A 20,636-nucleotide genomic window follows, 5' to 3' on the forward strand; every position below is an offset into this window, starting at 1 on the left:
TCGCCCGGTGCACGGAGACTCGGTCGTCCCCGCGGTGCACGCTGCCGCGATACGCAAGTGGCGTGCAAGTGCGGCGCAATGAAGCCGCCGCACAGTGGTTCTCATGAACGAGACACGTGAAGTAGTGGTGGTCGGCGCCGGGCCGGTCGGGCTCATGCTGGCCTGCGAGCTGCGGTTGGGCGGGGTGGACGTGCTGGTGGTGGAGCGCCTCGCCGAGCCGGATCGCACCGTCAAGGCGGGGGCGATCAATGTGCCGACCGCCCAGGCCATGTACCGCCGCGGACTGCTCCCGGAACTGCGCGCCGAGCAGGAGACCGCGGGCGCAGCATCGTGCGCAAACTCGCCGGCTTCGAGTTCCCCGGCGTCGGTCCGGAGATCACCGGCCATCAGGCGATCGTGGACATGACCGGCGCCGAGGAACTTCGAATGGGCTGGAACACGACCCCTTCCGGCATCTACACCTACGGACCCATGCCCGGCCGTGTCATCACGGTCGAACTGGACGGGCCGCCCGCCGACCGCGAAACGCCCGTGACGGCGGCCGGACTCCAACACAGCATCCGCACCGTGTCCGGCGTCCCGGTGGTGGTCACGGCCGTGCATTCGGCCACCCGCTTCACCGACAACACCCGTCAGGTTCCCGACTACCGTAAGGGCCGGGTGCTGGTGGCAGGCGACGCCGCGCACGTGCACTCGCCTTTCGGCGGACAGGGCCTGAACCTCGGGGTCGGTGATGCGGTCAACCTCGGCTGGAAGCTGTCCGGCGTAGTGCGCGGCTGGGCGCCCGAAGGGTTGCTCGACACCTACACCGCCGAACGCCATCCCATCGGCGCATGGGTGCTGGAGTGGACCCGGGCGCAGGTCGCGCTGATGCGCACCGATGCCCGCAGCCGCGCCCTGCGCGCCGTCATCGCGGAACTGCTGGCCTCTCGCGACGGTGCGACCGGCGTGTTCGAGAAGATCTCCGGTGTGCAGCACCGCTACGACCTCGGCGGGGGACATCCACTGATCGGAGCGGCCACGCCCGATATCGAATTGGCCGACGGCACCCGCCTCGGTGCGCATTTCACCGACGCGGAGGCCGTCCTGCTCGACCTCACCGATTCCGCTGAGCTGCGATCCCGCGCCGCGGGATGGTCCGGGCGGGTGCGCGTCGTCACGGCGAAACCCACGCAGCCTCGCGAGCTCTCGGCTCTGCTGGTCCGTCCCGACGGCTGCGTTGCCTGGGCTGCCGACGGCGGCGATCTGGACGGCCTCGAGGAATCGCTGGGCCGTTGGTTCGGCGCTCGGTCAGCTCAGTAGCCGCTGTTCGAGCTGGGCGAGGACGCTTCGGTTGCGCTGGGCGTCCAGGGCCAGGGCTGCGGCCCAGACGTGCGCCGAGATGACTCCGGTCTGGACACGGTCGATCCAGTCGTGGATGGTGCTGTGCCGGTCGAGGGTGTCGTCGTCGAAGGTGATCGGTTCGAGGTCGGGCATGTGCACGTAGCGCAGCTGAGTGGTTTCCCTGCCGCGGGCGTCGAAAATGCTTGCCGCCCAGACTTCCTCGGTGGTGGACGGTTCCTGCGGCGGTGTGCTGGTAGTCGTGTCGGACTGGTTGTCGATCCCGTGCACGACGGCGTCCGCGGCGGCCCGGTGGGCCAGCCCGAATCCCCACAGGCGGCCGTGCATTCCCGCCATCATCCGCCCGGCGATGTCCAGGATCGGAGAGCCCGCGACCGTGGGGCTGTCGTCGGGTGAGAACTCCGCGAAACCTGCCGCGCTCGAAGCGTCGTCGTCCCCGGTGCCGGTGAAACCCCAGATGTGTACGAGGCCGAGGTCGGTACCGGACGCACTGCTGCGGCGCGAGATCATGGCCGGTAGCAGAGTGTCGATGATGGACCGGGCCGGGTATCGGATCGCCGGCACGGTATCGGATCGACGGATGCTGCTGGAGCGCTTGTGATTTCGTCGGCCGGACATAGGCTTCTCCGTCGCGGTGGGGTTTTCGGACAAGGCATCGACCCGGTTGCAGTCAGCGTTGTCAGTGTAGAGAGCCCACCGGTGACGTTGTCGGCAACATCGCATACTCGTGCGCGGTGAATGCGGGGGGAGGCTGCCGTCCGTCGTCACCGTGCGGATCGGCGGTCGCGGCCCGCCGAGAGTTGTTCGTCCAGGTCCGCGCAGCAGTCGTCGACGCGTCGAACCGGTTCCGCGGCGCGGATTCCGGCCTCCGCGCGCGGTGCCGGACATCAGGACGCATTGACAAAGCGGGACTGTGCGGCGGTGTCCTCCTAGGGCGGAGGGCGGAACAGTTCGTGCGCGAGGACGATCGGAAACCAGTCGCTGCCTTCTCGGCCGGGTAGCCGAGCGCTCAGACGGAGAGCCGGTCGTCGAGCAGCAGGCCGGTGATCGAGAGATCTCGTCGAGCTCTCCCGGGCTCCTGCTCGTGGATCGGGCGAATGGCGTCGAGTTCGCCGATGTCCTTGCCGTTCTTGTGCGGGCTGAACACCTTGACCCCGACCACGTCGAAATCGGGTGACTCGAGGGCCGTGCGCAAGGCGCGTCCGCCCATGTCGCCGGGGCCCCAGATGATGAGCCGATGAGGACCTGACACAACCGTCTCCTTGCCGATCGCGAAATTCTCTGACCGGCCGCCCGGGTGGGCGATCAGGCGGTTCGTTCCAGTTGCGGTGCGGAGTGGCCGATCGTGGCACTGGTTTCGCCGATCAGGCGTTGCAGGAAGGCTTCCTGTTGCTTGCGGCCGTGGATGGCAGCGCGGTCGAGTCCGCCGGGGGTCAGGTGGGTGTAGGCGGTGCGTACGAGGTTGACGGGGATGCGCAACGCGGGGTACCAGGGCGGCACATAGGCGGGCAGTCCGAGGATCCGCATCGCTTTGGGTCCGAGGAAGGCGCTGCTGACCGACAGGTGCTGGGCGCGGGCGAGGCGGCCTCGCAGACCGGGCAGGTCGGGGTAGGACCAGTGCAGTGGATCGTCGGCCATGGGACGGGCGAGTTGGCGGCTGGTCTCGTCGGGGTTGGTGATGGCGGTCAGGCAGTGGTCGAGGATGGCGATGCCGTCCCGGAAGCCGTTGGGCAGCCAGTGTTCTTCGACGCCGATGAGCCAGCCGACGTAGCGGGTGAGGTGCGCCGCGGCGGCCAGTTCGCGGGGGGAGAGGATCACACCGAGCGCCATGCCGCCGACGACGGGCGCGAGCAGGGCGCCGACCAGGGTGGCGGCCATGTCGGTCTGGTTGATCGGCAGTCCCCATTCGTCGGTGCGCCAGTCGGGCATGGCGGCGACGTGCCTGCGGACCAGGGAATGGATCAGCCGCACATGCAGGGTGGAGCGGTAGCCGACACCGTAACGGTCCATGCCGTTCTCGGTGGACACGTCCATCGCCCATTGCAACGTCTCGGCGAAACGGCGGGCGGGGCCCTTCTCGAGGGCGCCGGTGCGCAGGAGGGTCTTGTTGAACCCGGAGGCCAGGTAGCCGCCGATGAAGGACACGTCGCGTGCGAAATACAGCCCGTCGTTGCCCCCGGAACGGAACACTCGCTCGCCGTCGCGCAACAGGTCCGGGTCGACCCACGCCGGGGTGTCCTCGACGGCGGTGAAGAAGTCGCGCAGCGGCGGGGGAGCGCCGGGGATGCTGTCGACGCCCGACGTGAGTGCCCGCTCGAACAACGGCCGCGTGGCAGCCATGCCTTCGGTGTACATCCACTCGACGAGGCGGTCCATCGGCTCGTCACCGACGAGGAGTGATTCACCGAGCAGCCGCCAGCGCTGCGGGGACGGTTTCCCGATGCGCAGCAGCGCGGCGAACAGGCCGAGACCGGGCGCTTTACGGGGCCGGTCGGGGTGCCGTGCCGGGATGGTCGCGGACGTGGTCATGGGTGGGCTCCTCGTCGGGGCGGGTGATGCCGTGCTTCATCAACGGCACGATGGTGGTTCGGACAAAGGCGCGGGCGTGTGCGTCGTCGGTGAAGTCGACGCTGCCGCCGCCGGGGGTGAGCATCAGCGAGTGGGCGAGGCGGGCGACGAGTTCGGCGACCGGGCGCGGGTCGTAGTCGTCGACGAGGCCCGCGGCCTGGGCGTGGGTGAGCATGCCCACGATGTACTCGATTCCGATGGACACCAGGCGTTCGCCCTGCACGGTGGAAAAGCGCAACGCCTCCTCGGGCGCGACCCGTAGCAGCTGGGTGACCAGCCGGTGGATGCGGGTCTGTAGCAGGACGTACAGCATCGTGTCCTCGATCTGGGCGTCCACGTCGGCGGTGGTGGCCGCGATCGCGGTGACCTCGGCGAGCATGCGGCGGGTCTCGCGGGCGAGTACCGCCTCGATCAGGTTGTCCTTGCCCGCGAACCGGCGATGGATGGTGATCCGGCTGAGTTCGGCCCTGCGGGCGATGTCCTCGAGGCTGGCCCGGCGGATCCCGACCTGGAGGATGCGTTCCAGCGCGGCGTCCATGATCCTCTCGTCGACGCCGTCGCTGCCCTCGGTCATGATACAAACATACAAAGAGTGTTTCATTGAGTCAATGGATCGCGAGATCTCCTTCGCCCGGCCGCGTTCGTCGGCACCGGAGAGGAAGTCGGGGCGCGCCCGCGACATTGCTCTCGCGGCGCCGGTCCCGAATACGATTGCGGCAAAAGCGCGCTCACGATGTGTGGCCGCGGGGATGGCGGGAGGCGACGATGACCGGATTGCGCAGGCCGGCCGCCGCACTGCGCTGGTCCGCCGCACTCGCGGTGGTGGTTTCGACGGGCGGATGCGCCACCCTGCTCGGTGAGCCCGCTCCGCCGCCGTCCGCCGAGGAAATCGCCGCGGCGACAGCCGAATTGGCCGCCTTGCCATCTTCGGAGGTAGCGGAGCGGCAGGTGGCGGCGGTGGTCGAGCAGATCGCGGCCGCCGCCTCTGCGATCGAACCGGCGCTGCGGTGGACCCGCGGCGAGGAGCGAGCCCTCGGCCCCTGTTACGGCCCGTATGAGCACACCGGCGGCAGGCGCGTCGTCCTGCCGCGCTACCGAGCCGGCGGGTCGCTGCCCGAGGGAGCATGGCCGGGGTTTCAGGAGACGGCCCGCGCGCTGACCGCGTCGGTGGGTGCGACGGATATGCTGCCCGGCGGTAGTTCCTCGCCGGACCGGCACGTCACGTTCGAGGGTGCCGATGGTGCGGAGTGGGACAGCAACACCGAGCTGTCGGTCTTCGCGGACACCCGGTCGATGACGATCACCGCGACCGTGGGCTGCCGGCTGCCCGCGAACGAGCGCCCGGATGGGTGAGGCTGCCACCGCGTCGTCTGCGGTGCCGGGAACCACTCCAGCGCAACTCTTCGGCCGCGCACTCCGCGCGCCGACCTCGTCTACCGGCAGTCCGTGCTGACCGAGCGGTTAGCACGTCGCCGGGGTGCTACGGGCTTCGGAACGCTCGCCGATAGGCGCCCGGGGTGGTGCCCACCTGGGCACGGAAGCGGCGGCGCAGATTCACGGCCGAGGTGAGGCCGACGCGTGCCGCGATCGCCTCCACGGGCAGGTCGGTTTCCTCCAGTAGGAGGCGGGCCTCGGCCACCCGGCGCGACAGCAGCCACGCGCCGGGACTCGTGCCGAGCTGTTCGGCGAAGCGCCGGGCCAGCGTGCGGGGCGAGACGCTGAGATGCGCGGCCAGATCGCCCACCGACAGCGGTGTTGCCAGGCGCGCTCCGGCCCATTCGAGCAGACCGTCCAGCGCGTCGGCGGGCGGTGGTGGCGGCGCGTACTGTACCTGGCCGCCTTCGCGGTGCGGGGGCATCACCATGTGCCGCGCGATGAGCGCGGCGTGGGCGGCGCCGTGGTCGCGCCGGACCAAGTGCAGGCACAGGTCGATACCCGCGCCCGCACCGGCGCTCGTAGCGACATCGCCGTGGTCCACGTAGAGCACATCCGGTTCCACGCGAACCTCGGGAAACTCCCGTGCCAGCTGGGCGGCGCGGGCCCAGTGCGTTGTCGCCGAACGCCCGTCCAGCAACCCCGTGCGGGCCAGCGCGAACACCCCGGAGCAGATCGTGACGAGCCGCGCCCCGCGGGCGTGCGCCCGCAGCAGCGCGCGGCGCACGCGGTCGGGCAGCGGTGCGTCCACCGGCGCCCAGCCGGGGATGAGCACGGTGTCCGCGGAGGCCAGTGCGGAGAGTCCCCGCGACACCGACAGCGCGTAGCCGGATGTCGTCGCGATCGGGCCCGGCGTCTCCGCGCACACCTCGAACTCGTAGTACTGCGGCACGCCGGCCCGCTCGGTCCCGAATACTTCGGCGGCGCAGCCGAGTTCGAACGTCGACTGCACCGGCCGCACCAAAGCCACCACACGATGCATGGCAACAAAGTACCCTGTGATGACTGACCGGACACTTACCCGGCGTCGCCGCGCGCGGCACCGTGGGAGGCATGTACCCCGAGATCCTCGCCCAGGAGGGCTACACCTCCGTCTCCGTCACCGAATCCCCGGTCCGCGAACTCTTCCCCGGCATCCGGCTACGTCACCTCTGGAAAGGTCCCTCCGGAGCACAGGCCAACGTGCTGGAGATGGACCCGGGTACCTCGTGGCCGCGCCGCGATGTCCACGAGCCCGGCCCGGAGGAGGTCTACGTGGTCGCGGGCACGTTCAACGACGGCGCACGCGACTACCCGGCCGGGACCTTTCTGCACGCCCCGGCCGGGTCGTGGCATGTGCCCGCGACCACGACCGGCTGCACGCTGTTCGTCTTCTACCCGGAAGGGTAGGAGTGCGAGAAGTCTCCGCTCGGGAGGTGGTGGTTGCGGCCGCCCGCCGCACCGTATTCGGCCAACCCGGTCAGGGCCTGCGGCAACGGACCCCGGTGCAGGACGCCGAGACGCTGGGTGGCGCGGGTGAGGGCGACGTAGAGCTCGGCCGCTCCGCGCGGTCCTTCGGCCAGGATCCGTTCCGGTTCCACGACCAGGACGGCGTCGTACTCCAGGCCTTTGGTCTCCGACGCCGCCACCGCGCCCGGTACATCCGGCGGCCCGATCACGACGCTGGTACCTTCGCGACCGGCTTCCTCGCGGACGAAATCCTCGATGGCCGTGGCTGATTCGTGCTCTGTGACCCGCCTGGACCACGGCTGGACGCCGCACGCGCGAACCGACTCCGGTGGTTGCACCCCGGGCGCGAACTCGGCGAGCAACGCGGCGGCGATGGACATGATCTCGGCCGGGGTGCGGTAGTTCACCGACAGCGACCGATAGACCCAGCGGCCGGGCACATACGGCTCGAGCATCGTGTGCCACGAGGTCGCTCCGGCTACCGACCGGCGTTGGGCGAGATCACCGACCACCGTGAAGGAGTGGCCGGGGCAGCGCCGCATCAGCACTCGCCAGTCCATTTCGGACAGCTCCTGGGCCTCGTCGACCACGACGTGCCGGTAGGTCCAGTCCCGGTCCGCGGCGGCGCGTTCGGCGAGTTCGCGAGTGTCGCGCTCGAGGAAGCGATCGGCCAGATCGTGCCCGAAGAGCATGTCCTGGGCCAGCAGGTGATCCTCGTCGTCCATCAGGTCCTCACGGCTGACGAGGATGTCCAGGACGCCGGCGGCGTACGCGGCCTCGGCCTGCTGTTCCCGCTCCGCCGCGCGGTCGTCCGACTTGTCGCGGCCGAGCAGATCGACCAACTCGTCGAGCAGCGGCACGTCCGACACCGTCCAGGCATCGCCGTCGGCGCGCCACAGCGCCCCGTCGGCGCCTGCCGCCGCCAAGCGCTCCTGCGACTCGTACAGCTGCGCCAACAGAGTTTCCGGCGACAGGATCGGCCAGAGTTCGTCGAGTGCGGCGGTGAACTGGTCGTTGTCCGCGAGTTCGGCGATCAGGTCGGCGCGCAGGTTCTCCCATGCTTCGCGCTCCTCGCGGGTCAGCCAGCCTCGGCCGATCCGGGCTATCGCTCGTTCGGTGAGCACCCAGGTGACGATCTCGCGGAACACCGCGCGGGCTTCATTGTGCGGCTGGCCGCTCGCGCGCGCCTCCTCCCTGGCCCACTCGGCGGTCTCGGCGTCGATGCGCACCGTGACGTCGGTTAGTTCGATCGGCAGCGGCTGCTCCGGCAGCCGCTGCCGATCGGCCACCGCTGCCGCGAGCACGTCCAGGATCCGCAGCGAGCCTTTGAGCCGGGCGGCCTCCGTGGTGTCCTCGGCGGTGACGCGCAGACCGGGCACCAGGTCGCCGGTGGTCATGAACACGACGTTCGTCTCGCCCAGCGACGGTAGAACGCGGCTGATGTGATCGAGGAACGCCGGGTTGGGGCCGACCACGAGCACACCGTTGCGTTCCATCCGCTCCCGCTGGGTGTAGAGCAGGTACGCGACGCGGTGCAGCGCCACCACCGTCTTCCCGGTGCCGGGGCCGCCCTCGATCACCAGCACGCCGGGGTGGTCGAGCCGGATGATCTCGTCCTGCTCGGCCTGGATCGTCGCCACGATGTCGCGCATGCCGGTACCGCGCGGCGCGTTGACCGCCGCGAGCAGCGCCGCGTCGCCTCGCTCGCCACCACCGGGTCGGCCGAGCACCTCGTCGGTGAAATCGACCACTGAGCGCCCGCGTGTATGGAACTGGCGGCGTCTGCGCATGTTCTCCGGGCTGGCGGCGGTGGCGACATAGAACGCGCGCGCGGCCGGAGCCCGCCAATCGAGCAACAGCGGTTCGTACTCGTTCTCCTCGTCGAAAAGGCCGATCCGGCCGATGTAGGAGTGTTCGCCCGAAAGGGTGTCCAACCGGCCGAAACACAGCCCGTTGTCCGCCACATCCAGCCGCTTCGCCTCCCTGGCCAGCGCGCGTACCTCGACATCACGTTCCATCGGCGTCCCGCCGGTTCCCCGCAACGCCGCGGCGTAGCGACCTTTCACCCGCGCGCGCTCGGCGTCGAGCCGCGTGTAGAGCCCGGCCACGTAGTCGCGCTCGGACCGCAATTCGTCTTCGTACCGAATGTCGCTACTCCCATTTCCGCAGGTTCTGGCCACGGCCAGCGATTCTGCGGCATGACCCGGGTCTTGCCGCAAGCCCCCGGGTGCGCTATAGATTGGAAGTGGAAAGAGGCTGATCGCCTTCTTACCGGATCAGCTTCTCGCTCTTCAGCCAGTCGTAAGCGACGTCGGCCGGATCCTCACCATCGATGTCGACGCGGCCGTTGAGGTCCTGCATCAGTTCGTCGGTGAGGTGCTCGGAAATTGTTCCGAGCAGAGTGCGTAACTGCGGATAGCGGTCGATGATCGCGCCGCGCACGACCGCTGTGCCGCTGTAGGGCAGGAAGAACTTCTCGTCGTCGTCGAGCACGACCAGATTCAGGTTCTTCACCCGGCCGTCGGTGGTGTAGATCATGCCGAAATTGCACGGGGAGCTCTTGGCCGTGGCCGTGTAGACGACACCGGCGTCCATCCGGGTGACGTTGCCCAACGGCACGCCGTTCGGATCGTTGTAGGGAATCCCGTACTTCCGCAGCATCGGAATGAAACCGTCCGAGCGGCTGAAGAATTCGTCGTCGACGCAGAACGTCCGATCGGGGACCGGGAGCGCCGCCACGTCCGACAGCGACCGGACCTTCAGGCGTTCCGCGGTCGGCGTCGACGCGCCGAACGCGTAGGTGTCGTTGAACTCGGCGGGCGGCAGCCACTCCAGGTCGTGGTCGCGCTTCTCGACGTCGTGGACGCGCTGCCAGAGTTCGTGCGGGTCCGAGATCGTCTCGGTCTGGTTGTGATAGTTGACCCAGCCGGTGCCGGTGTACTCCCAGAGCACGTCGGCGTCACCGTTGAGCTGGGCCTGCCGAGACGAGGCGGAACCCGGCGCCCCGGTCAGGTCGGTGACGTCCGCGCCCGCCGCGGCCAGGTACGTCGCGGTGATCTTGCCCAGCAACACGCCCTCGGTGAAGCTCTTCGAGGTGACGACCAGCTTCGCCCCGTCCAGCGGCCGCGCACCGTCCGGCAGACGCGCGTCGTGGAAGGTTCCCGATGAGCTCACCAGGCCGCACCCGGCGAGCATCGCGGCTGCGACGAGCGCGGACAGCACCGTGACCACTCGTGCTCGTGGCGATCTCATGAGATACCCCGTGGGGTCGCGGCCAGTTCCACCAGTCTGCCGAGCCAGTCGATGAGCAAGGCCAGGAGCCCGACCAGAACCGCGCCGGAGACGAGCAGTTTCGGCAGGAAGAGGGTGACCCCGGTCGTGATCAGCGTGCCGAGGCTGGTCGCGCCGATGAACGTGCTCAGCGTCGCGGTGCCGACCAGGATCACCAGCGCGGTGCGCACCCCGTTGAGGATCACCGGCACCGCGAGCGGCAGCTCGACCTGGAACAGGGTTCGCGAAGCGGAATAACCGATGCCCCGCGACGCCTCGATCGTGCGCTGATCGACCTGCCGAAGCCCGACGATCGTGTTCTGCAGGATCGGCAGCACCGCGTACACGACGAGACCGACGATCGCCGTGCGGAATCCGGTGCCCAGCCAGAAGGTGAACAAGACGAGCAGGCCGACGGCAGGTGCGGCCTGGCCGACATTGGCGATGTTGACGGCGATGGGCTCGAGCCGCTGGAACGCGGGCCGGGTCAGCGCGATGCCCAGCGGGATCGCGACGACCACCACGATCACCGTGGCCACCACGGTCAACTTCACGTGCTGAAGAATCGTGGTCTGGAGGTTGGCCCATTCGAGGGACGCCTTCTCCGTCGGCGTGAACGTGGTCGAGCGATACCAGATGACGTATCCGACACCGATGACGAGGATGATGATCGGTTCGAACCACACGTCGAGCGGGACGCGGCGCAGGCGGCTCATGACGGCCCGGCCGATCCGGGTTCGTCGTCGGCGGCGACCACCGGGGTCGGCGCCGGGTCGGTTCCGTCGACGTAGGTCGTGTAGGAGAGGTCCTCCTCGTCGGCGCGCCCCTCGGCGAGCTTGTTCCGGATCACCTCCGTGACCGTGCCGATGCCGAGCGAGCCGAGGACCGCGCCGCGACCGTCCGTCACGAGCGCGGCGCCCTGGCTGGTGGCGAGCATGGCGTCGAGCGCGTCGTTGAGGGTCGAGGATCGTGCGACGACGGGCAATCGCCGATCGAGGTAGTCGGAGACCTCCGGTTTGGTCGCCAGCTCGCCGAGCGAGGGCCACGACCGCGGCCGTCCGGCCTCGTCGACGACGACCACCCAGGTCTGTCCGGCGGCCTTCGCGCGCTCGATCACGCTGTGCGCCGACTCGCCGACGCGAGCGGTGATCACCTCGTCGTAGGCGACGTCGCGCACCCGGGACACGGTCAGATACGCCAGCTTCGCGCCGGAGCCCACGAACTCCTCCACGAACGGCGTGGCCGGATCGGTGAGGATCTCCTCGGGGCTCGCGTACTGCTCGACGTGACCCCCCTCGGACAGGATGAGCACCTTGTCGCCGAGCTTGGTCGCCTCCTCGAAGTCGTGGGTGACCAGCACGATGGTCTTTCCGAGTTCGTGCTGGATCGCGATCAAGCTGTCCTGCAGGCGAACCCGGGTGATCGGGTCGACCGCGCCGAAGGGCTCGTCCATGAGCAGCACCGGCGGGTCCGCCGCGAGTGCGCGCGCGACGCCGACCCGCTGCTGCTGGCCGCCGGACATGTCCTTCGGCAGCCGGTCGGCGAAGGTGCCCGGGTCGAGACCGACCAGATCGAGCAGGTACTCGGTGCGTTCGGCGATCCGCTTCTTGTCCCACCCCAGCACCCGCGGGATGGCGCCGACGTTCTTGGCGACCGTCCAATGGGGGAACAGGCCACCGGACTGGATCACATACCCGATCGACTGCCGCAGCTTGTCGGGGTCCTCCCTGGTGACGTCGCGGCCGCCGATGAAGATCCGGCCCTCGGTCGGCTCGATCAGCCGGTTGATCATCTTCAGTGTGGTCGTCTTGCCACACCCGGACGGGCCGACGAACGCGACGATGCCGCCCGCCTCGATCTCCAGGTCGAGACGCTCCACCGCAGGCTTCTGCTGGCCCTTGTAGCGCTTGACGACCGAGTCCAGCTGGATGGACGCACCGGTGACGTTGCGCTCCGGTGCGGGCTGACTGGTCACATCGTCGGTCATGACAGTCCCTTTGCGATCGTGAGGCGTCCGAGCAGGACGAGGAGCGCGTCGAACACCAGCGCGATGATGACGATGAGGATGGTGCCGGTCAGCGCCATCTCCAGGGCGTTCGCGCCGCCGAGGCGGGAAAGGCCGTTGAAGATCAGCGATCCGAGGCCCGGTCCGAGGACATAGGCGACGATGGCGGCGACACCCACGATCATCTGGGTGGACACCCTGATCCCGGTGAGGATCACCGGCCAGGCGATCGGCAATTCGACGGTCAGCAGAATGCGCCATCGCGAAAAGCCGATCCCGCGCGCGGATTCGACGACCGAGGCGGGCACCGACCGCAAACCCACGATCGCGTTGCCGATCACCGGTAATGCCGCGAAGAACGCGAGCATCACGAAGGACGGGACCACACCCAGTCCGAATGGGACCAGCAGGATCGCCAGCAGTGCCAGCGAGGGAATCGTCAGCGCCACCCGGCTGGAGGTCAGCGAAAGCGCGGACAACAGCGGGAGCCGATACACGGCCACCGCGACGAGGATGGCGACAATCGTTCCGACCAAGACCGTCTGGAACGCCAGGGAGGCATGCTGATATGTGAGGAACGCAAGAACTTCGCCCCGCCCTCGGATGTAGTTCCATAGATTCACGGGATTCCCATCGTCAGCCGAAGATCAGGCCGTACCTGTCTGCGATCGGTCGTCCGGGGGCGCGAGCCGTCAAAGAGTAATCGATACCGCGCGTTCGATTCCCTTCGGCGCGCGGAGGGCGAATCGCCGGATAACACGGTCATTCATCACAGAGCCTTTCGCTCGAACCCGACGATCGGCTCAGAGAAAACCACGCTCACCACGGCCCGGCCAGCATTACGGTCACCCGGATCGAAATAGGCGACTTCAGCGAGAAACCATGCGGGGGATTCGGTGCAGTGTCCGGGCTGCCGGGCTGCCGGGGCTCAGGGGCGGGGACGTAAGCCGTCGACGAGCAGGTCGAGCAGGCGGCCCGCCTGTTCCCGGCGTTCCGCGTTCTCGGTGGCGAGCGAGACGCCGCTGAGGCCGACGAGCACGTCGTCGGGTGCGACGTCCGACCGCAGCGTTCCGGCCGACGCTCCGGCTCGGAGCAGGGTGGCGACCGCGGCGGTCAGGCGGTCGCGGCTTTCGGAGAACGGGTTGCCACCGGAGGCGATCAGTGCCCGCAGGGCGTCGCCCATCCCGCGTTTGGCGGTCATGTAGTCGACGAAACGGTCCATCCACGTGCGCAACGCCTGGTCCGGCGGGAGGGCGGTCAAGAGATCGCCGACCGAATCGCACAGCCGAGCGAGTTCGTTGCGGTAGGCGGCGTCGATGAGCGTCTCGCGGGTGGGGAAGTGGCGGTACAGCGTGCCGATGCCGACGCCCGCTTCTCTGGCGATGGCTTCGAGCGTGACCTCTGGTCCCTCGTGGGAGAACGCGCGCACGGCGACCTCGAGCAACCGGTCTCGGTTGCGTCGCGCGTCGGCGCGCAGCGGGCGTGCGGATGTCATCGAGTCCTCCCGGGAACAAAGCGGAGGCACCTCCGGTTACAGGGAGTACCGGAGTGTCCTCCGGTTCGAGTCTACCGAGATGGGACCTGTCATGACCGACCGAATCATCACCCCGTTCACCGCCGAATCGACCGCCGCGGAGGTGATCGCGGGCATCGACCTCACCGGGCGGCGGGCCATCGTCACCGGCGGCTCGTCCGGAATCGGCATCGAGACCGCGCGGGCGTTGGCCGGGGCCGGTGCCGAGGTGACCCTCGCGGTCCGCAACCTCGAAGCGGGGCGACGCACCGCGGCGGACATCGCCGGCGCCACCGGTAACGAGCGGGTGCTGGTCGCTTCGCTCGATCTGTCCGATCAGGCGTCCGTCGCGGCGTTCGTGGCCGGATGGGATGGACCGCTGCACATGCTGATCAACAACGCCGGTGTGATGGCCGCGCCGCTGACGCGCACACCGCAGGGATGGGAGATGCAGTTCGCCACCAACCACCTCGGCCACTTCGCGCTGGCCACCGGCCTGCACAGGGCACTGGCCGCGGCGGGCGGCGCGCGCGTCGTGTCGGTCAGTTCCAGTGCGCATCACCGGTCACCGGTCGTCTTCGACGACATCCATTTCGAGCGCCGCCCCTATGATCCGTGGTCTGCCTACGGCCAGTCCAAGACGGCCAACGTGCTGTTCGCCGTGGAAGGGACCCGGCTATGGGCCGAAGACGGCATCACGGTCAACGCGCTGATGCCCGGCGGAATCCGCACCAATCTGCAGCGCCACGTTTCCGACGAGGAACTCGCGCAGCTCCGAGCTGCCGCGGGCGGGGCGCGCATGATGTGGAAGACGCCGGAGCAGGGCGCGGCCACATCCGTTCTGGTCGCGACGTCGCCCTTGCTCGATGGCGTCGGGGGGCGCTACTTCGAGGACTGCGGCGAAGCCGAGGTCGGCGTGCTCAGCGCCCGCAACGGGGTCGCCGCGTACGCGCTCGATCCCGACGCCGCCGCCCGGCTGTGGCGGGTATCGAGCGAGATGCTGTTCGCCTGAGGCCACGCTTTCGGCGGCTGAATGCTGCGGGCAGGGCGCTGGGGATCAGGGCCGATCGACGCGTTCGAGGGCGAAGCGGGCCAGATTGGTGGAGATGATCTCCGGTTGCCCGCCGGATTGTCTCGCGGCGGCGGTGAGCACGTCGATGTGGTGGTAGCCGGGGGCGGTCACCGTCTCGCCGTGACCACGCGCCCCGGCCGCGACCACCACCCCGGCGCCGCCGATCAGGTTGATGGTCGGATTGGCGAAGATGCCGCCGAGGTGCGTGCGGTGGCGCGTGAGCTCGGGTGCCTGCGACTGGAAGACGTCGAACGCGAGTCTCATCGGGAAATACCACTCGGTGAAGTCCAGCGGTTGCGCCGCCAGGCTGCGCGAGAGATCCGCGATGTCGGTGACTTCATGGGTGGCGTCGGTGAACGGTACGCCGTGGCGGTCGGCCGCGCCCGCGGCCACGGCCGGGTCGTCGTAGTCGCGCCAGGTGTACAGGGGGCCGTTCGGCTGATCCGGGATGGCTTTGCGATCCGGGCCGAACAACATGCCGGTGAGGCCACGCAGTGCGGGGACCGCGGCGACGTCACCGGGAAGCGGGAAGTCCTTGTCCACTACGGTGCCGCCGTCGAAGAAGCCGAATCCGGCTTGCAGCAGCGCCAGCGGCTGAGAGTTGGCGTCGAGGAACGCTCCGAGCGCGGCGGCATTGGTGATCCGGAAGTCGCGCACCGACGGCGAGCCGGTGGCGGCGGCCGCCACATTCCGCGACACAAGGACGCGGTAGGTGGCTTCCTGGTTGAGGCTGCTGGGAACGTAAGCCGCCAGATCGGATTCGGTATCGGGCGCGAGATACGCGGCCAGCCCCGCGATGCCGAGCAGGTTCATCGTCTCCGGATTGATGACCGCGGGCAGGGCCAGTACGCGGGGGATCACACCGCCGTCGAGCGCCGCCTCGGCCGCGGCGGAGCCGATGCCGCCGACGGAGAGGTCGAGGATGTCGGGGATGCCGTTGAGGGCGGACAGCGAGGTGTCTATCGAGGAGTCGAGGGCGAAATAACCGGCGCACTGGTCGGCGCCCGCGACACCGCCGAAATCCCATTCGGCGAAGAACGCGGTGAGGACTCCGCCCAGGGAATGACCACCGCACAGCGTCTTTCGCTTGCGCGATGCCGGATCCGGCAGTTCGGCGGTGAGCAGATCGTATTGGTCCTGCACCGTTTGCGCCACACCGACTCGACCGAGCCACCCGAGCTGCTCGTTCGGCACCACGCCGCCGAAGCGGCGGCCGTCGATATCGGCGCCGCGATAGTAGTAGTCGATCGCGAGGTGCGCGTCGCGCGATGCGAGACCGGCCCGCATGCCGAGATGGTCCTCCAAGCAGTTGGAGCGACGATCCAATGCCCAGAACTCCAGATGCCTGCCCTGCTTCGCCGCCGCGGCAACGGTGTTGCGCGCGACGCTGTCGAACGCGCCCGCGCCTTCGAAGATCCCCCGGTTGCGCCACCAGAACGGCGTCGGCGTCCGCCGAGCGGGCCGGGCCCGCGGCATCCCGGTAGCGCAGATACGACAGCCGGTCGCAGGCGGCTGGATGCGGCCCGACCGACTCCGGCAAGGGAATTCGGAGGGTTACAACGGATTCCATTACCGATGTGATCGGTGATGAGGAAGCGACCGCTGTCTCGGTACGTTCCGGCCCGTTCGGCTGCGCCGACGCACTCGGCGCCGCGATCGCGACGACCAGCGCGATGGACACCATGCCGGATTTCAGGAAACGCAGAACACCGTCACGATGTCTGCCGAACCGACCGGGGCTCGTCAACGATTGTGCCGACATCGACGACCTCTCGTCACGACAGCGGAGCAGCTGTATCACCGGCACATTCCATGTCGGCGCGATGAACATAAGGCGACCCCCACCGGCTGTCAACGACGGTCGAAGCGCCTACGAAACCGCGCCGGTCGTGCAGCAGGTCGTGGACCAGAACCGTGTCCGCATCGATGTAGTCGAGCCTCGATGTCTCCGCCCACCATAAAGGTGTAATGCTCGGCGAGCAGATGATCGTAATGGTCGGCGGCCGCGGTCATAGGCCTCTACATCTTTCGCGAGAACTGGATCGACATCGCCGGCCCGCCGGAGCGGTAACGTGATACACGCCACTAATTGCGATTCGTGGAATATATTCCAACATCCAATCGAAGAGCGGACGAATTGTGGAGCGCACCAGATATTCCGGCCGTGGCCCGGCCATCGGGACTACACCTGATTCCACGCGAGGCGCAGTACGCCGTTGACGAGATAGCAGGCGAACAGGATGGCGGCAGGCGGCAGGGACGTGGCGCCGTAGAGTGCCACCGCACCGGCGCCGAACCACGCCAGTTCGAAGAGCATCCGAGCTGGGCCGTGCAGCGGGAAGGTGGCATTGGTCCCGCCGCCGGCTGCGAACAGCCCCCACAGCACCGCCAGGAGCACCGGCGCGCCGATGTCCGCCGCCACCTTGATCGGCCACTGCGCATTCACGGTGAAACCCCAGTATCCGGCACTCGCCAGCACGCTCAGTTCCAGGAAGAACATCAGGACGGCATTGAGCGCTTTGACAGTGCTGAACATAGCTACCTCCAGTGACTACCGCTCTTTCTAAAGAGCAATGCTCTCATTTGATGGGCGGCAGGTCAAGCGTCGGTCGGGTCCGAGCCGAGCACAGGGCCGGCGGACGAAATCCGCGATGGCTCTTCGGTTTCGTTGGGAGCGCCGACCATTCCGCGACAGAGTTACTGGCCTCCCACGGCATCCGCCCCGCTACCGCGGTGGATTCGGGGACGCACCTGGTCCATGCCGACACGATGAGCGCCTAGGGGTTACCCGGGCTGTCCGACCAGCCTGTGTCGGACGCGGCACCGATCCATGCCGGGGGCCGCCCGGTCATCGGAATCAGGCGGCCACCGCGACGATCGCCCTTCGCCGCCGCTGTGCGGGGCGGAGTACCGGTGACGCACGTCATACGACCGCCCTGTTACGTGGGCGGTGCGGCAGGCGTCTAGTGGTCGTCCAGTTACTCGGAAAGGCTGACGTGCAGTCAGTAGACGTGGGCCGGAGGTATATGGCTCGCCGACCAACTAGTGGCGCAGGTGCTCGGCCCGCTGCCCGCAGCTTCCTGGACGTTTGCAATAAGTGTGGAAACCAGGAAAGGACAGTCGACATGCGTATCACGGTCTTCGGAGCGAATGGTCCCACCGGCCGCCTGCTCACCGGACAGGCGCTGGCCGCCGGTCATCAGGTCACCGCGGTCACCCGGCAGCCGGATTCCTCTCCGCTGCGGCATGATCGGCTCGAGGTGGCGGGTGCCGACGTGCTCGATCCGGCGGCCGTCGACGCCGTAGTGGCCGGGCGGGACGCGGTGCTGTCGACGCTCGGAGTGCCCGCCGGGAAAGAACCGATCACCACCTATTCGCGCGGTGTGGCCAATATCGTCGCCGCGATGGATCGGCACCGGGTCCGCCGGCTGGCCGTGGTCAGCTCGAGTGGGGTCGAGCCGCACTCGTACTCCGACGGGGGGTTCCTGTTCAACCGGATACTGCTGCCCTACGTGACGCGGGTGCTGGGCAAGACGCTGTACGACGACATGCGGCGGATGGAAGCGCTGGTCCGCGCCAGCGATCTGGACTGGACGATCGTGCGCCCGAGCGGGCTCTACCACCTGCCATCGGTCACCGACTACACCATCGTGGACGGCCACGCCGACAGCAGGTTCACCGCCCGTGTGGACCTGGCCGCGAGCATGCTGGCCCTGCTGGACGACGACCATCACCTCCGGGCCACCGTCAGCGTCGTCACCACCGACGACAACCCGACCTTGCTCCAGTGGATCCGCGGCGAAGCGCTCGCCAACAGATGAAGCATGGGAGCGTCGCGGATGGCGCTGTACGCGGAGACATGATGGTCGGCGCGATCCGCGCTCGCGTGCGACGAGTCTAAGGTCGTGATCATGAACACACGTACATTCCTCGGCACGGCCGTCGCCGCCGTGGCGGTCACGCTGACCGGCACCGCTGTGGCCTCGGCGACGCCGGACGTGAACAATCCCAATCTGATCGAGGCCGACCCGGCGGATTTCATGGTCGGTGACACGGTGTACTTCTCCGGGTGGCTCGGGGCGTCCAACTGTGCCATCCACCCGAATGGTGATGTGGGCTGCGACCTTCCGCCCGGCCATACGCTGTGGGGCATCGTCCCGATCTCCGATGTCGCGATCGACATCCCGTTCCTTCCCGCGCATCCGACCTTCGGATCGGCCGGCGCACACGGTCGTCCGGGCAGCCGGTGGATCACCGACGTGCCTCGTCCGGAGGGGAAGGTGTATCAGGGCACCCGCATCAGTTACGCGGGCGTCACCTGCATCGGGGGACTGCCGAAAGGCCCCGGCATTACCTATGTCGCCAAGGGGCACAGCTTCACCGACGGGGCGCAAGTCGAAATCAGCTGATCACAGCACCCGTTGGTGAACTCGAACCGTGCGGTGGAATTCGAGGCCGTCGCTCGCTGCGGGACATAGCGCCGTTCACGTCGGATCGGAGTCCGAGAACTCATCGGGAGCTGTGAAATGCCGACTCGAACTCCGATCCGATGCTGTTCATCGGGGTCGGTTGGTGCCGATCAAGTTGTCGCGATGACGATCTGCTCCGATTCGGCCGGCCGCAGGCCGTCGGTCCGGTCGGCGAAGTAGCGGGTGGTCAGCTCGGCGGAGGAGATGTGCCGGGCGGCGGCGAAGCCGGCGTCTTCGGCCAGCTTCACCAACTCCTCGGGCCGGAAGAAGCTGAGGAACGGGGTGCCGGACCGGCGGGCGCCCTCTTCGGCGAACCGGCGTAGTCGCTGCTCGTCGGCGTCGACGAGTTCGAGGGGCAGCAGGAACGTCGTGGCCAGGGTGGAACCCGCCGCGAGCTGCGAAAGTTCTCGCAGCGTCGCGATGTTCGCCTCGCGGGTGAGGTACATCGAGACGCCGGCGGAGGCGACCAGGGCTGGGCGAGTGGGGTCGAAGCCGGCCTCGATCAGCCGCCGCCACCACGCGTCCACCTCGAAATCGACCGGTACCAGCCGCAGCCACGGCGGGATGTCGAAACCGAGTTCGGTGAGACGCTGCCGTTTCCACGCCTGGGGGCCGGGCTGATCGACCTCGAAGACGGTGAACCGTGCGGCGAGGTCGGGCCTGCGCTGGGCGAAGGTGTCCAGCCCCGCGCCGAGCACGACGTACTGATCCACGCCGCGTTCGGCTTGCTCGGCGAGGAAATCCTCCAGGAAGCGAGCGCGGGACACGATGCCTGCGCGCATCGGTGCGGTGGTCTGCGGATCCATGTCGGGCCGGTGCCGCCAGCCCTCCTCGGGCGCGGCCAGGCGCAGACCGGTGAGATCGTCGAACACGTGCGGGGGCGGGTCGTTTAGGACGTGCAGGGCACGCCACAGTGCCACCCGGACGGCGGTGCTGTCCGGCGTGAGCGTCTCGTGTGCCAATGCCTCACTCCTCGCCCGGCGCCTGCAGGCTCCACAGCCGCCCGTCCGGGTCGCGGACGGTCATCTCCTGGGTGCCGTAGTGGGTCGGTTCGAAGCCGGTGACGATCTCCACGCCGTCGCCCGGAGATTCTTGCGAACTCGGAACCTTCAGCACCAGTTGGGTGCGCGATTGCTGCGTCGGCGGGACCTCGGCGACGAAGACGTAAGGGCCGTCGCCGTTGCGGAATCGGCCGGAGTGGTGATCGGTCTCGAACTCCACGGCGAAACCTAAACCCTGCAGGAATTTCGCCATCCTGCCCCAGTTGTGGGTCTCCAGGAATACGGCCTCGATGCCCTCGGTCGTCATTGTCGATCCTCTCCAGACGGTGACTGCGGGTGCTCGTCGGCGAGGTAGGCGCGCAGCGCGTCGGTGACCAGCGCCGACAACGACATCTCCGACTCGATCGCCCGGTACTTGACCTGCTTGATCAACTCGACCGGCAGATAGACGTTGAACTGCTTCACTTCCTCGCCCATGGAGCAATGCTAGCAAGCTAGCATGCTATTCGCCATG

At 68.3% G+C, this 20,636-nt stretch carries 23 protein-coding genes; 7 read left to right on the forward strand and 16 right to left on the reverse strand.

Features of this window, described 5'->3' with window-relative positions:
- The first annotated feature begins 103 nt into the window (after positions 1-103).
- Together ABZ420_RS07555 and ABZ420_RS07560 are read left to right on the forward strand one after the other, a co-directional pair.
- On the forward strand, positions 104-406 hold the full coding sequence (locus ABZ420_RS07555; RefSeq protein WP_357118353.1) for an FAD-dependent monooxygenase: 303 nt from the start codon (positions 104-106) through the stop codon (positions 404-406).
- The gene (locus tag ABZ420_RS07560; RefSeq protein WP_357118356.1) at positions 331-1,302 is read left to right on the forward strand and encodes an FAD-dependent monooxygenase; all 972 of its coding nucleotides are present in this window, start codon (positions 331-333) and stop codon (positions 1,300-1,302) included. Before ABZ420_RS07555 ends, ABZ420_RS07560 begins: the two co-directional genes overlap by 76 nt.
- Here the strand turns inward: ABZ420_RS07560 and ABZ420_RS07565 are convergent.
- The 4 genes from ABZ420_RS07565 to ABZ420_RS07580 all read right to left on the reverse strand — a co-directional run bounded on the left by ABZ420_RS07565 (position 1,291) and on the right by ABZ420_RS07580 (position 4,483).
- Positions 1,291-1,851, reverse strand: coding sequence for a hypothetical protein (locus tag ABZ420_RS07565; RefSeq protein ID WP_357118359.1), 561 nt, complete (start codon positions 1,849-1,851; stop codon positions 1,291-1,293). The genes ABZ420_RS07560 and ABZ420_RS07565 overlap by 12 nt on opposite strands.
- A 499-nt stretch (positions 1,852-2,350) precedes the next feature.
- Positions 2,351-2,593 carry a hypothetical protein gene (locus ABZ420_RS07570; protein ID WP_357118362.1) on the reverse strand — a complete coding sequence of 81 codons (243 nt, stop codon included), beginning with the start codon at positions 2,591-2,593 and terminating at the stop codon, positions 2,351-2,353.
- Between the two features lie 53 nt (positions 2,594-2,646).
- Positions 2,647-3,870, reverse strand: coding sequence for an oxygenase MpaB family protein (locus ABZ420_RS07575; RefSeq protein ID WP_357118365.1), 1,224 nt, complete (start codon positions 3,868-3,870; stop codon positions 2,647-2,649).
- Entirely contained in the window at positions 3,821-4,483 is a 663-nt protein-coding gene (locus tag ABZ420_RS07580; protein WP_357118368.1) for a helix-turn-helix domain-containing protein, read from the reverse strand. The genes ABZ420_RS07575 and ABZ420_RS07580 overlap by 50 nt, the downstream gene beginning before the upstream one ends.
- A gap of 191 nt (positions 4,484-4,674) precedes the next feature.
- Between ABZ420_RS07580 and ABZ420_RS07585 the strand changes: the two genes are divergently transcribed.
- A complete protein-coding gene (locus tag ABZ420_RS07585) occupies positions 4,675-5,262 on the forward strand; it encodes an LppA family lipoprotein (protein ID WP_357118371.1) in 588 nt (195 codons plus the stop codon).
- Between the two features lie 127 nt (positions 5,263-5,389).
- Here the strand turns inward: ABZ420_RS07585 and ABZ420_RS07590 are convergent, their stop codons facing one another.
- Positions 5,390-6,325, reverse strand: a complete 936-nt coding sequence (locus ABZ420_RS07590) for a helix-turn-helix domain-containing protein (protein WP_357118374.1) — start codon at positions 6,323-6,325, stop codon at positions 5,390-5,392.
- Positions 6,326-6,396: 71 nt separating this feature from the next.
- On the opposite strand from ABZ420_RS07590, the gene ABZ420_RS07595 reads away from it, so the two are divergent.
- Complete coding sequence (locus ABZ420_RS07595; protein ID WP_357118377.1) at positions 6,397-6,732, forward strand: cupin domain-containing protein; 336 nt, start codon at positions 6,397-6,399, stop codon at positions 6,730-6,732.
- Here ABZ420_RS07595 and helR read toward each other — a convergent pair.
- The 6 genes from helR to ABZ420_RS07625 all read right to left on the reverse strand — a co-directional run bounded on the left by helR (position 6,717) and on the right by ABZ420_RS07625 (position 13,562).
- On the reverse strand, positions 6,717-8,939 hold the full coding sequence (helR, locus tag ABZ420_RS07600) for an RNA polymerase recycling motor ATPase HelR (protein ID WP_357118761.1): 2,223 nt from the start codon (positions 8,937-8,939) through the stop codon (positions 6,717-6,719). The two genes, ABZ420_RS07595 and helR, sit on opposite strands and share 16 nt — an antisense overlap.
- Before the next feature lie 121 nt (positions 8,940-9,060).
- Positions 9,061-10,044, reverse strand: coding sequence for a glycine betaine ABC transporter substrate-binding protein (locus ABZ420_RS07605; protein WP_357118379.1), 984 nt, complete (start codon positions 10,042-10,044; stop codon positions 9,061-9,063).
- On the reverse strand, positions 10,041-10,778 hold the full coding sequence (locus ABZ420_RS07610) for an ABC transporter permease (protein ID WP_357118382.1): 738 nt from the start codon (positions 10,776-10,778) through the stop codon (positions 10,041-10,043). The genes ABZ420_RS07605 and ABZ420_RS07610 overlap by 4 nt, the downstream gene beginning before the upstream one ends.
- Positions 10,775-12,049, reverse strand: a complete 1,275-nt coding sequence (locus ABZ420_RS07615; protein WP_357118385.1) for an ATP-binding cassette domain-containing protein — start codon at positions 12,047-12,049, stop codon at positions 10,775-10,777. Before ABZ420_RS07615 ends, ABZ420_RS07610 begins: the two co-directional genes overlap by 4 nt.
- Entirely contained in the window at positions 12,046-12,690 is a 645-nt protein-coding gene (locus tag ABZ420_RS07620; protein ID WP_357118388.1) for an ABC transporter permease, read from the reverse strand. The genes ABZ420_RS07615 and ABZ420_RS07620 overlap by 4 nt, the downstream gene beginning before the upstream one ends.
- A 305-nt stretch (positions 12,691-12,995) precedes the next feature.
- Complete coding sequence (locus ABZ420_RS07625; RefSeq protein WP_357118391.1) at positions 12,996-13,562, reverse strand: helix-turn-helix domain-containing protein; 567 nt, start codon at positions 13,560-13,562, stop codon at positions 12,996-12,998.
- 91 nt (positions 13,563-13,653) lie between these two features.
- Between ABZ420_RS07625 and ABZ420_RS07630 the strand changes: the two genes are divergently transcribed.
- Positions 13,654-14,592: an SDR family NAD(P)-dependent oxidoreductase gene (locus ABZ420_RS07630; protein ID WP_357118394.1), complete on the forward strand. Its 939-nt coding sequence runs from the start codon at positions 13,654-13,656 to the stop codon at positions 14,590-14,592.
- A gap of 45 nt (positions 14,593-14,637) precedes the next feature.
- On the opposite strand, the gene ABZ420_RS07635 is transcribed toward ABZ420_RS07630, so the two are convergent.
- Positions 14,638-16,128: a hypothetical protein gene (locus ABZ420_RS07635; protein WP_357118396.1), complete on the reverse strand. Its 1,491-nt coding sequence runs from the start codon at positions 16,126-16,128 to the stop codon at positions 14,638-14,640.
- A 706-nt stretch (positions 16,129-16,834) separates the two neighbouring features.
- On the reverse strand, positions 16,835-17,188 hold the full coding sequence (locus tag ABZ420_RS07640; protein WP_357118399.1) for a YrdB family protein: 354 nt from the start codon (positions 17,186-17,188) through the stop codon (positions 16,835-16,837).
- Positions 17,189-17,777: 589 nt separating this feature from the next.
- On the opposite strand from ABZ420_RS07640, the gene ABZ420_RS07645 reads away from it, so the two are divergent.
- Positions 17,778-18,473, forward strand: a complete 696-nt coding sequence (locus tag ABZ420_RS07645; protein WP_357118402.1) for an NAD(P)H-binding protein — start codon at positions 17,778-17,780, stop codon at positions 18,471-18,473.
- A gap of 90 nt (positions 18,474-18,563) precedes the next feature.
- Complete coding sequence (locus tag ABZ420_RS07650; RefSeq protein WP_357118404.1) at positions 18,564-19,061, forward strand: hypothetical protein; 498 nt, start codon at positions 18,564-18,566, stop codon at positions 19,059-19,061.
- Positions 19,062-19,231: 170 nt separating this feature from the next.
- On the opposite strand, the gene ABZ420_RS07655 is transcribed toward ABZ420_RS07650, so the two are convergent.
- Genes ABZ420_RS07655 through ABZ420_RS07665 form a run of 3 tightly spaced genes read right to left on the reverse strand, consistent with a single transcriptional unit; the run spans position 19,232 to position 20,599 of the window.
- Complete coding sequence (locus ABZ420_RS07655; RefSeq protein WP_357118407.1) at positions 19,232-20,083, reverse strand: class I SAM-dependent methyltransferase; 852 nt, start codon at positions 20,081-20,083, stop codon at positions 19,232-19,234.
- 4 nt (positions 20,084-20,087) lie between these two features.
- Positions 20,088-20,429 (reverse strand): VOC family protein, encoded by a 342-nt coding sequence (locus ABZ420_RS07660; RefSeq protein ID WP_357118410.1) that lies wholly within the window; start codon positions 20,427-20,429, stop codon positions 20,088-20,090.
- Complete coding sequence (locus ABZ420_RS07665; protein WP_062970169.1) at positions 20,426-20,599, reverse strand: CopG family transcriptional regulator; 174 nt, start codon at positions 20,597-20,599, stop codon at positions 20,426-20,428. Before ABZ420_RS07665 ends, ABZ420_RS07660 begins: the two co-directional genes overlap by 4 nt.
- Positions 20,600-20,636 lie beyond the last annotated feature (37 nt).

The sequence above is a fragment of the Nocardia sp. NPDC005745 genome (genome assembly GCF_040630775.1).
Lineage (GTDB): Bacteria > Actinomycetota > Actinomycetes > Mycobacteriales > Mycobacteriaceae > Nocardia.

What these genes read in the sequence shown, in the direction of transcription:
- ABZ420_RS07625 (WP_357118391.1), bottom strand. Translation starts at nt 13,562, where the DNA reads ATGACATCCGCACGCCCGCTGCGCGCCGACGCGCGACGCAACCGAGAC.
- ABZ420_RS07575 (WP_357118365.1), bottom strand. Translation starts at nt 3,870, where the DNA reads ATGACCACGTCCGCGACCATCCCGGCACGGCACCCCGACCGGCCCCGT.
- ABZ420_RS07605 (WP_357118379.1), bottom strand. Translation starts at nt 10,044, where the DNA reads ATGAGATCGCCACGAGCACGAGTGGTCACGGTGCTGTCCGCGCTCGTC.
- ABZ420_RS07615 (WP_357118385.1), bottom strand. Translation starts at nt 12,049, where the DNA reads ATGACCGACGATGTGACCAGTCAGCCCGCACCGGAGCGCAACGTCACC.
- ABZ420_RS07590 (WP_357118374.1), bottom strand. Translation starts at nt 6,325, where the DNA reads ATGCATCGTGTGGTGGCTTTGGTGCGGCCGGTGCAGTCGACGTTCGAA.
- ABZ420_RS07630 (WP_357118394.1), top strand. Translation starts at nt 13,654, where the DNA reads ATGACCGACCGAATCATCACCCCGTTCACCGCCGAATCGACCGCCGCG.
- ABZ420_RS07640 (WP_357118399.1), bottom strand. Translation starts at nt 17,188, where the DNA reads ATGTTCAGCACTGTCAAAGCGCTCAATGCCGTCCTGATGTTCTTCCTG.
- ABZ420_RS07650 (WP_357118404.1), top strand. Translation starts at nt 18,564, where the DNA reads ATGAACACACGTACATTCCTCGGCACGGCCGTCGCCGCCGTGGCGGTC.
- ABZ420_RS07660 (WP_357118410.1), bottom strand. Translation starts at nt 20,429, where the DNA reads ATGACGACCGAGGGCATCGAGGCCGTATTCCTGGAGACCCACAACTGG.
- ABZ420_RS07565 (WP_357118359.1), bottom strand. Translation starts at nt 1,851, where the DNA reads ATGATCTCGCGCCGCAGCAGTGCGTCCGGTACCGACCTCGGCCTCGTA.
- ABZ420_RS07585 (WP_357118371.1), top strand. Translation starts at nt 4,675, where the DNA reads ATGACCGGATTGCGCAGGCCGGCCGCCGCACTGCGCTGGTCCGCCGCA.
- ABZ420_RS07580 (WP_357118368.1), bottom strand. Translation starts at nt 4,483, where the DNA reads ATGACCGAGGGCAGCGACGGCGTCGACGAGAGGATCATGGACGCCGCG.
- ABZ420_RS07555 (WP_357118353.1), top strand. Translation starts at nt 104, where the DNA reads ATGAACGAGACACGTGAAGTAGTGGTGGTCGGCGCCGGGCCGGTCGGG.
- ABZ420_RS07665 (WP_062970169.1), bottom strand. Translation starts at nt 20,599, where the DNA reads ATGGGCGAGGAAGTGAAGCAGTTCAACGTCTATCTGCCGGTCGAGTTG.
- ABZ420_RS07645 (WP_357118402.1), top strand. Translation starts at nt 17,778, where the DNA reads ATGCGTATCACGGTCTTCGGAGCGAATGGTCCCACCGGCCGCCTGCTC.
- ABZ420_RS07635 (WP_357118396.1), bottom strand. Translation starts at nt 16,128, where the DNA reads ATGCCGCGGGCCCGGCCCGCTCGGCGGACGCCGACGCCGTTCTGGTGG.
- ABZ420_RS07610 (WP_357118382.1), bottom strand. Translation starts at nt 10,778, where the DNA reads ATGAGCCGCCTGCGCCGCGTCCCGCTCGACGTGTGGTTCGAACCGATC.
- ABZ420_RS07595 (WP_357118377.1), top strand. Translation starts at nt 6,397, where the DNA reads ATGTACCCCGAGATCCTCGCCCAGGAGGGCTACACCTCCGTCTCCGTC.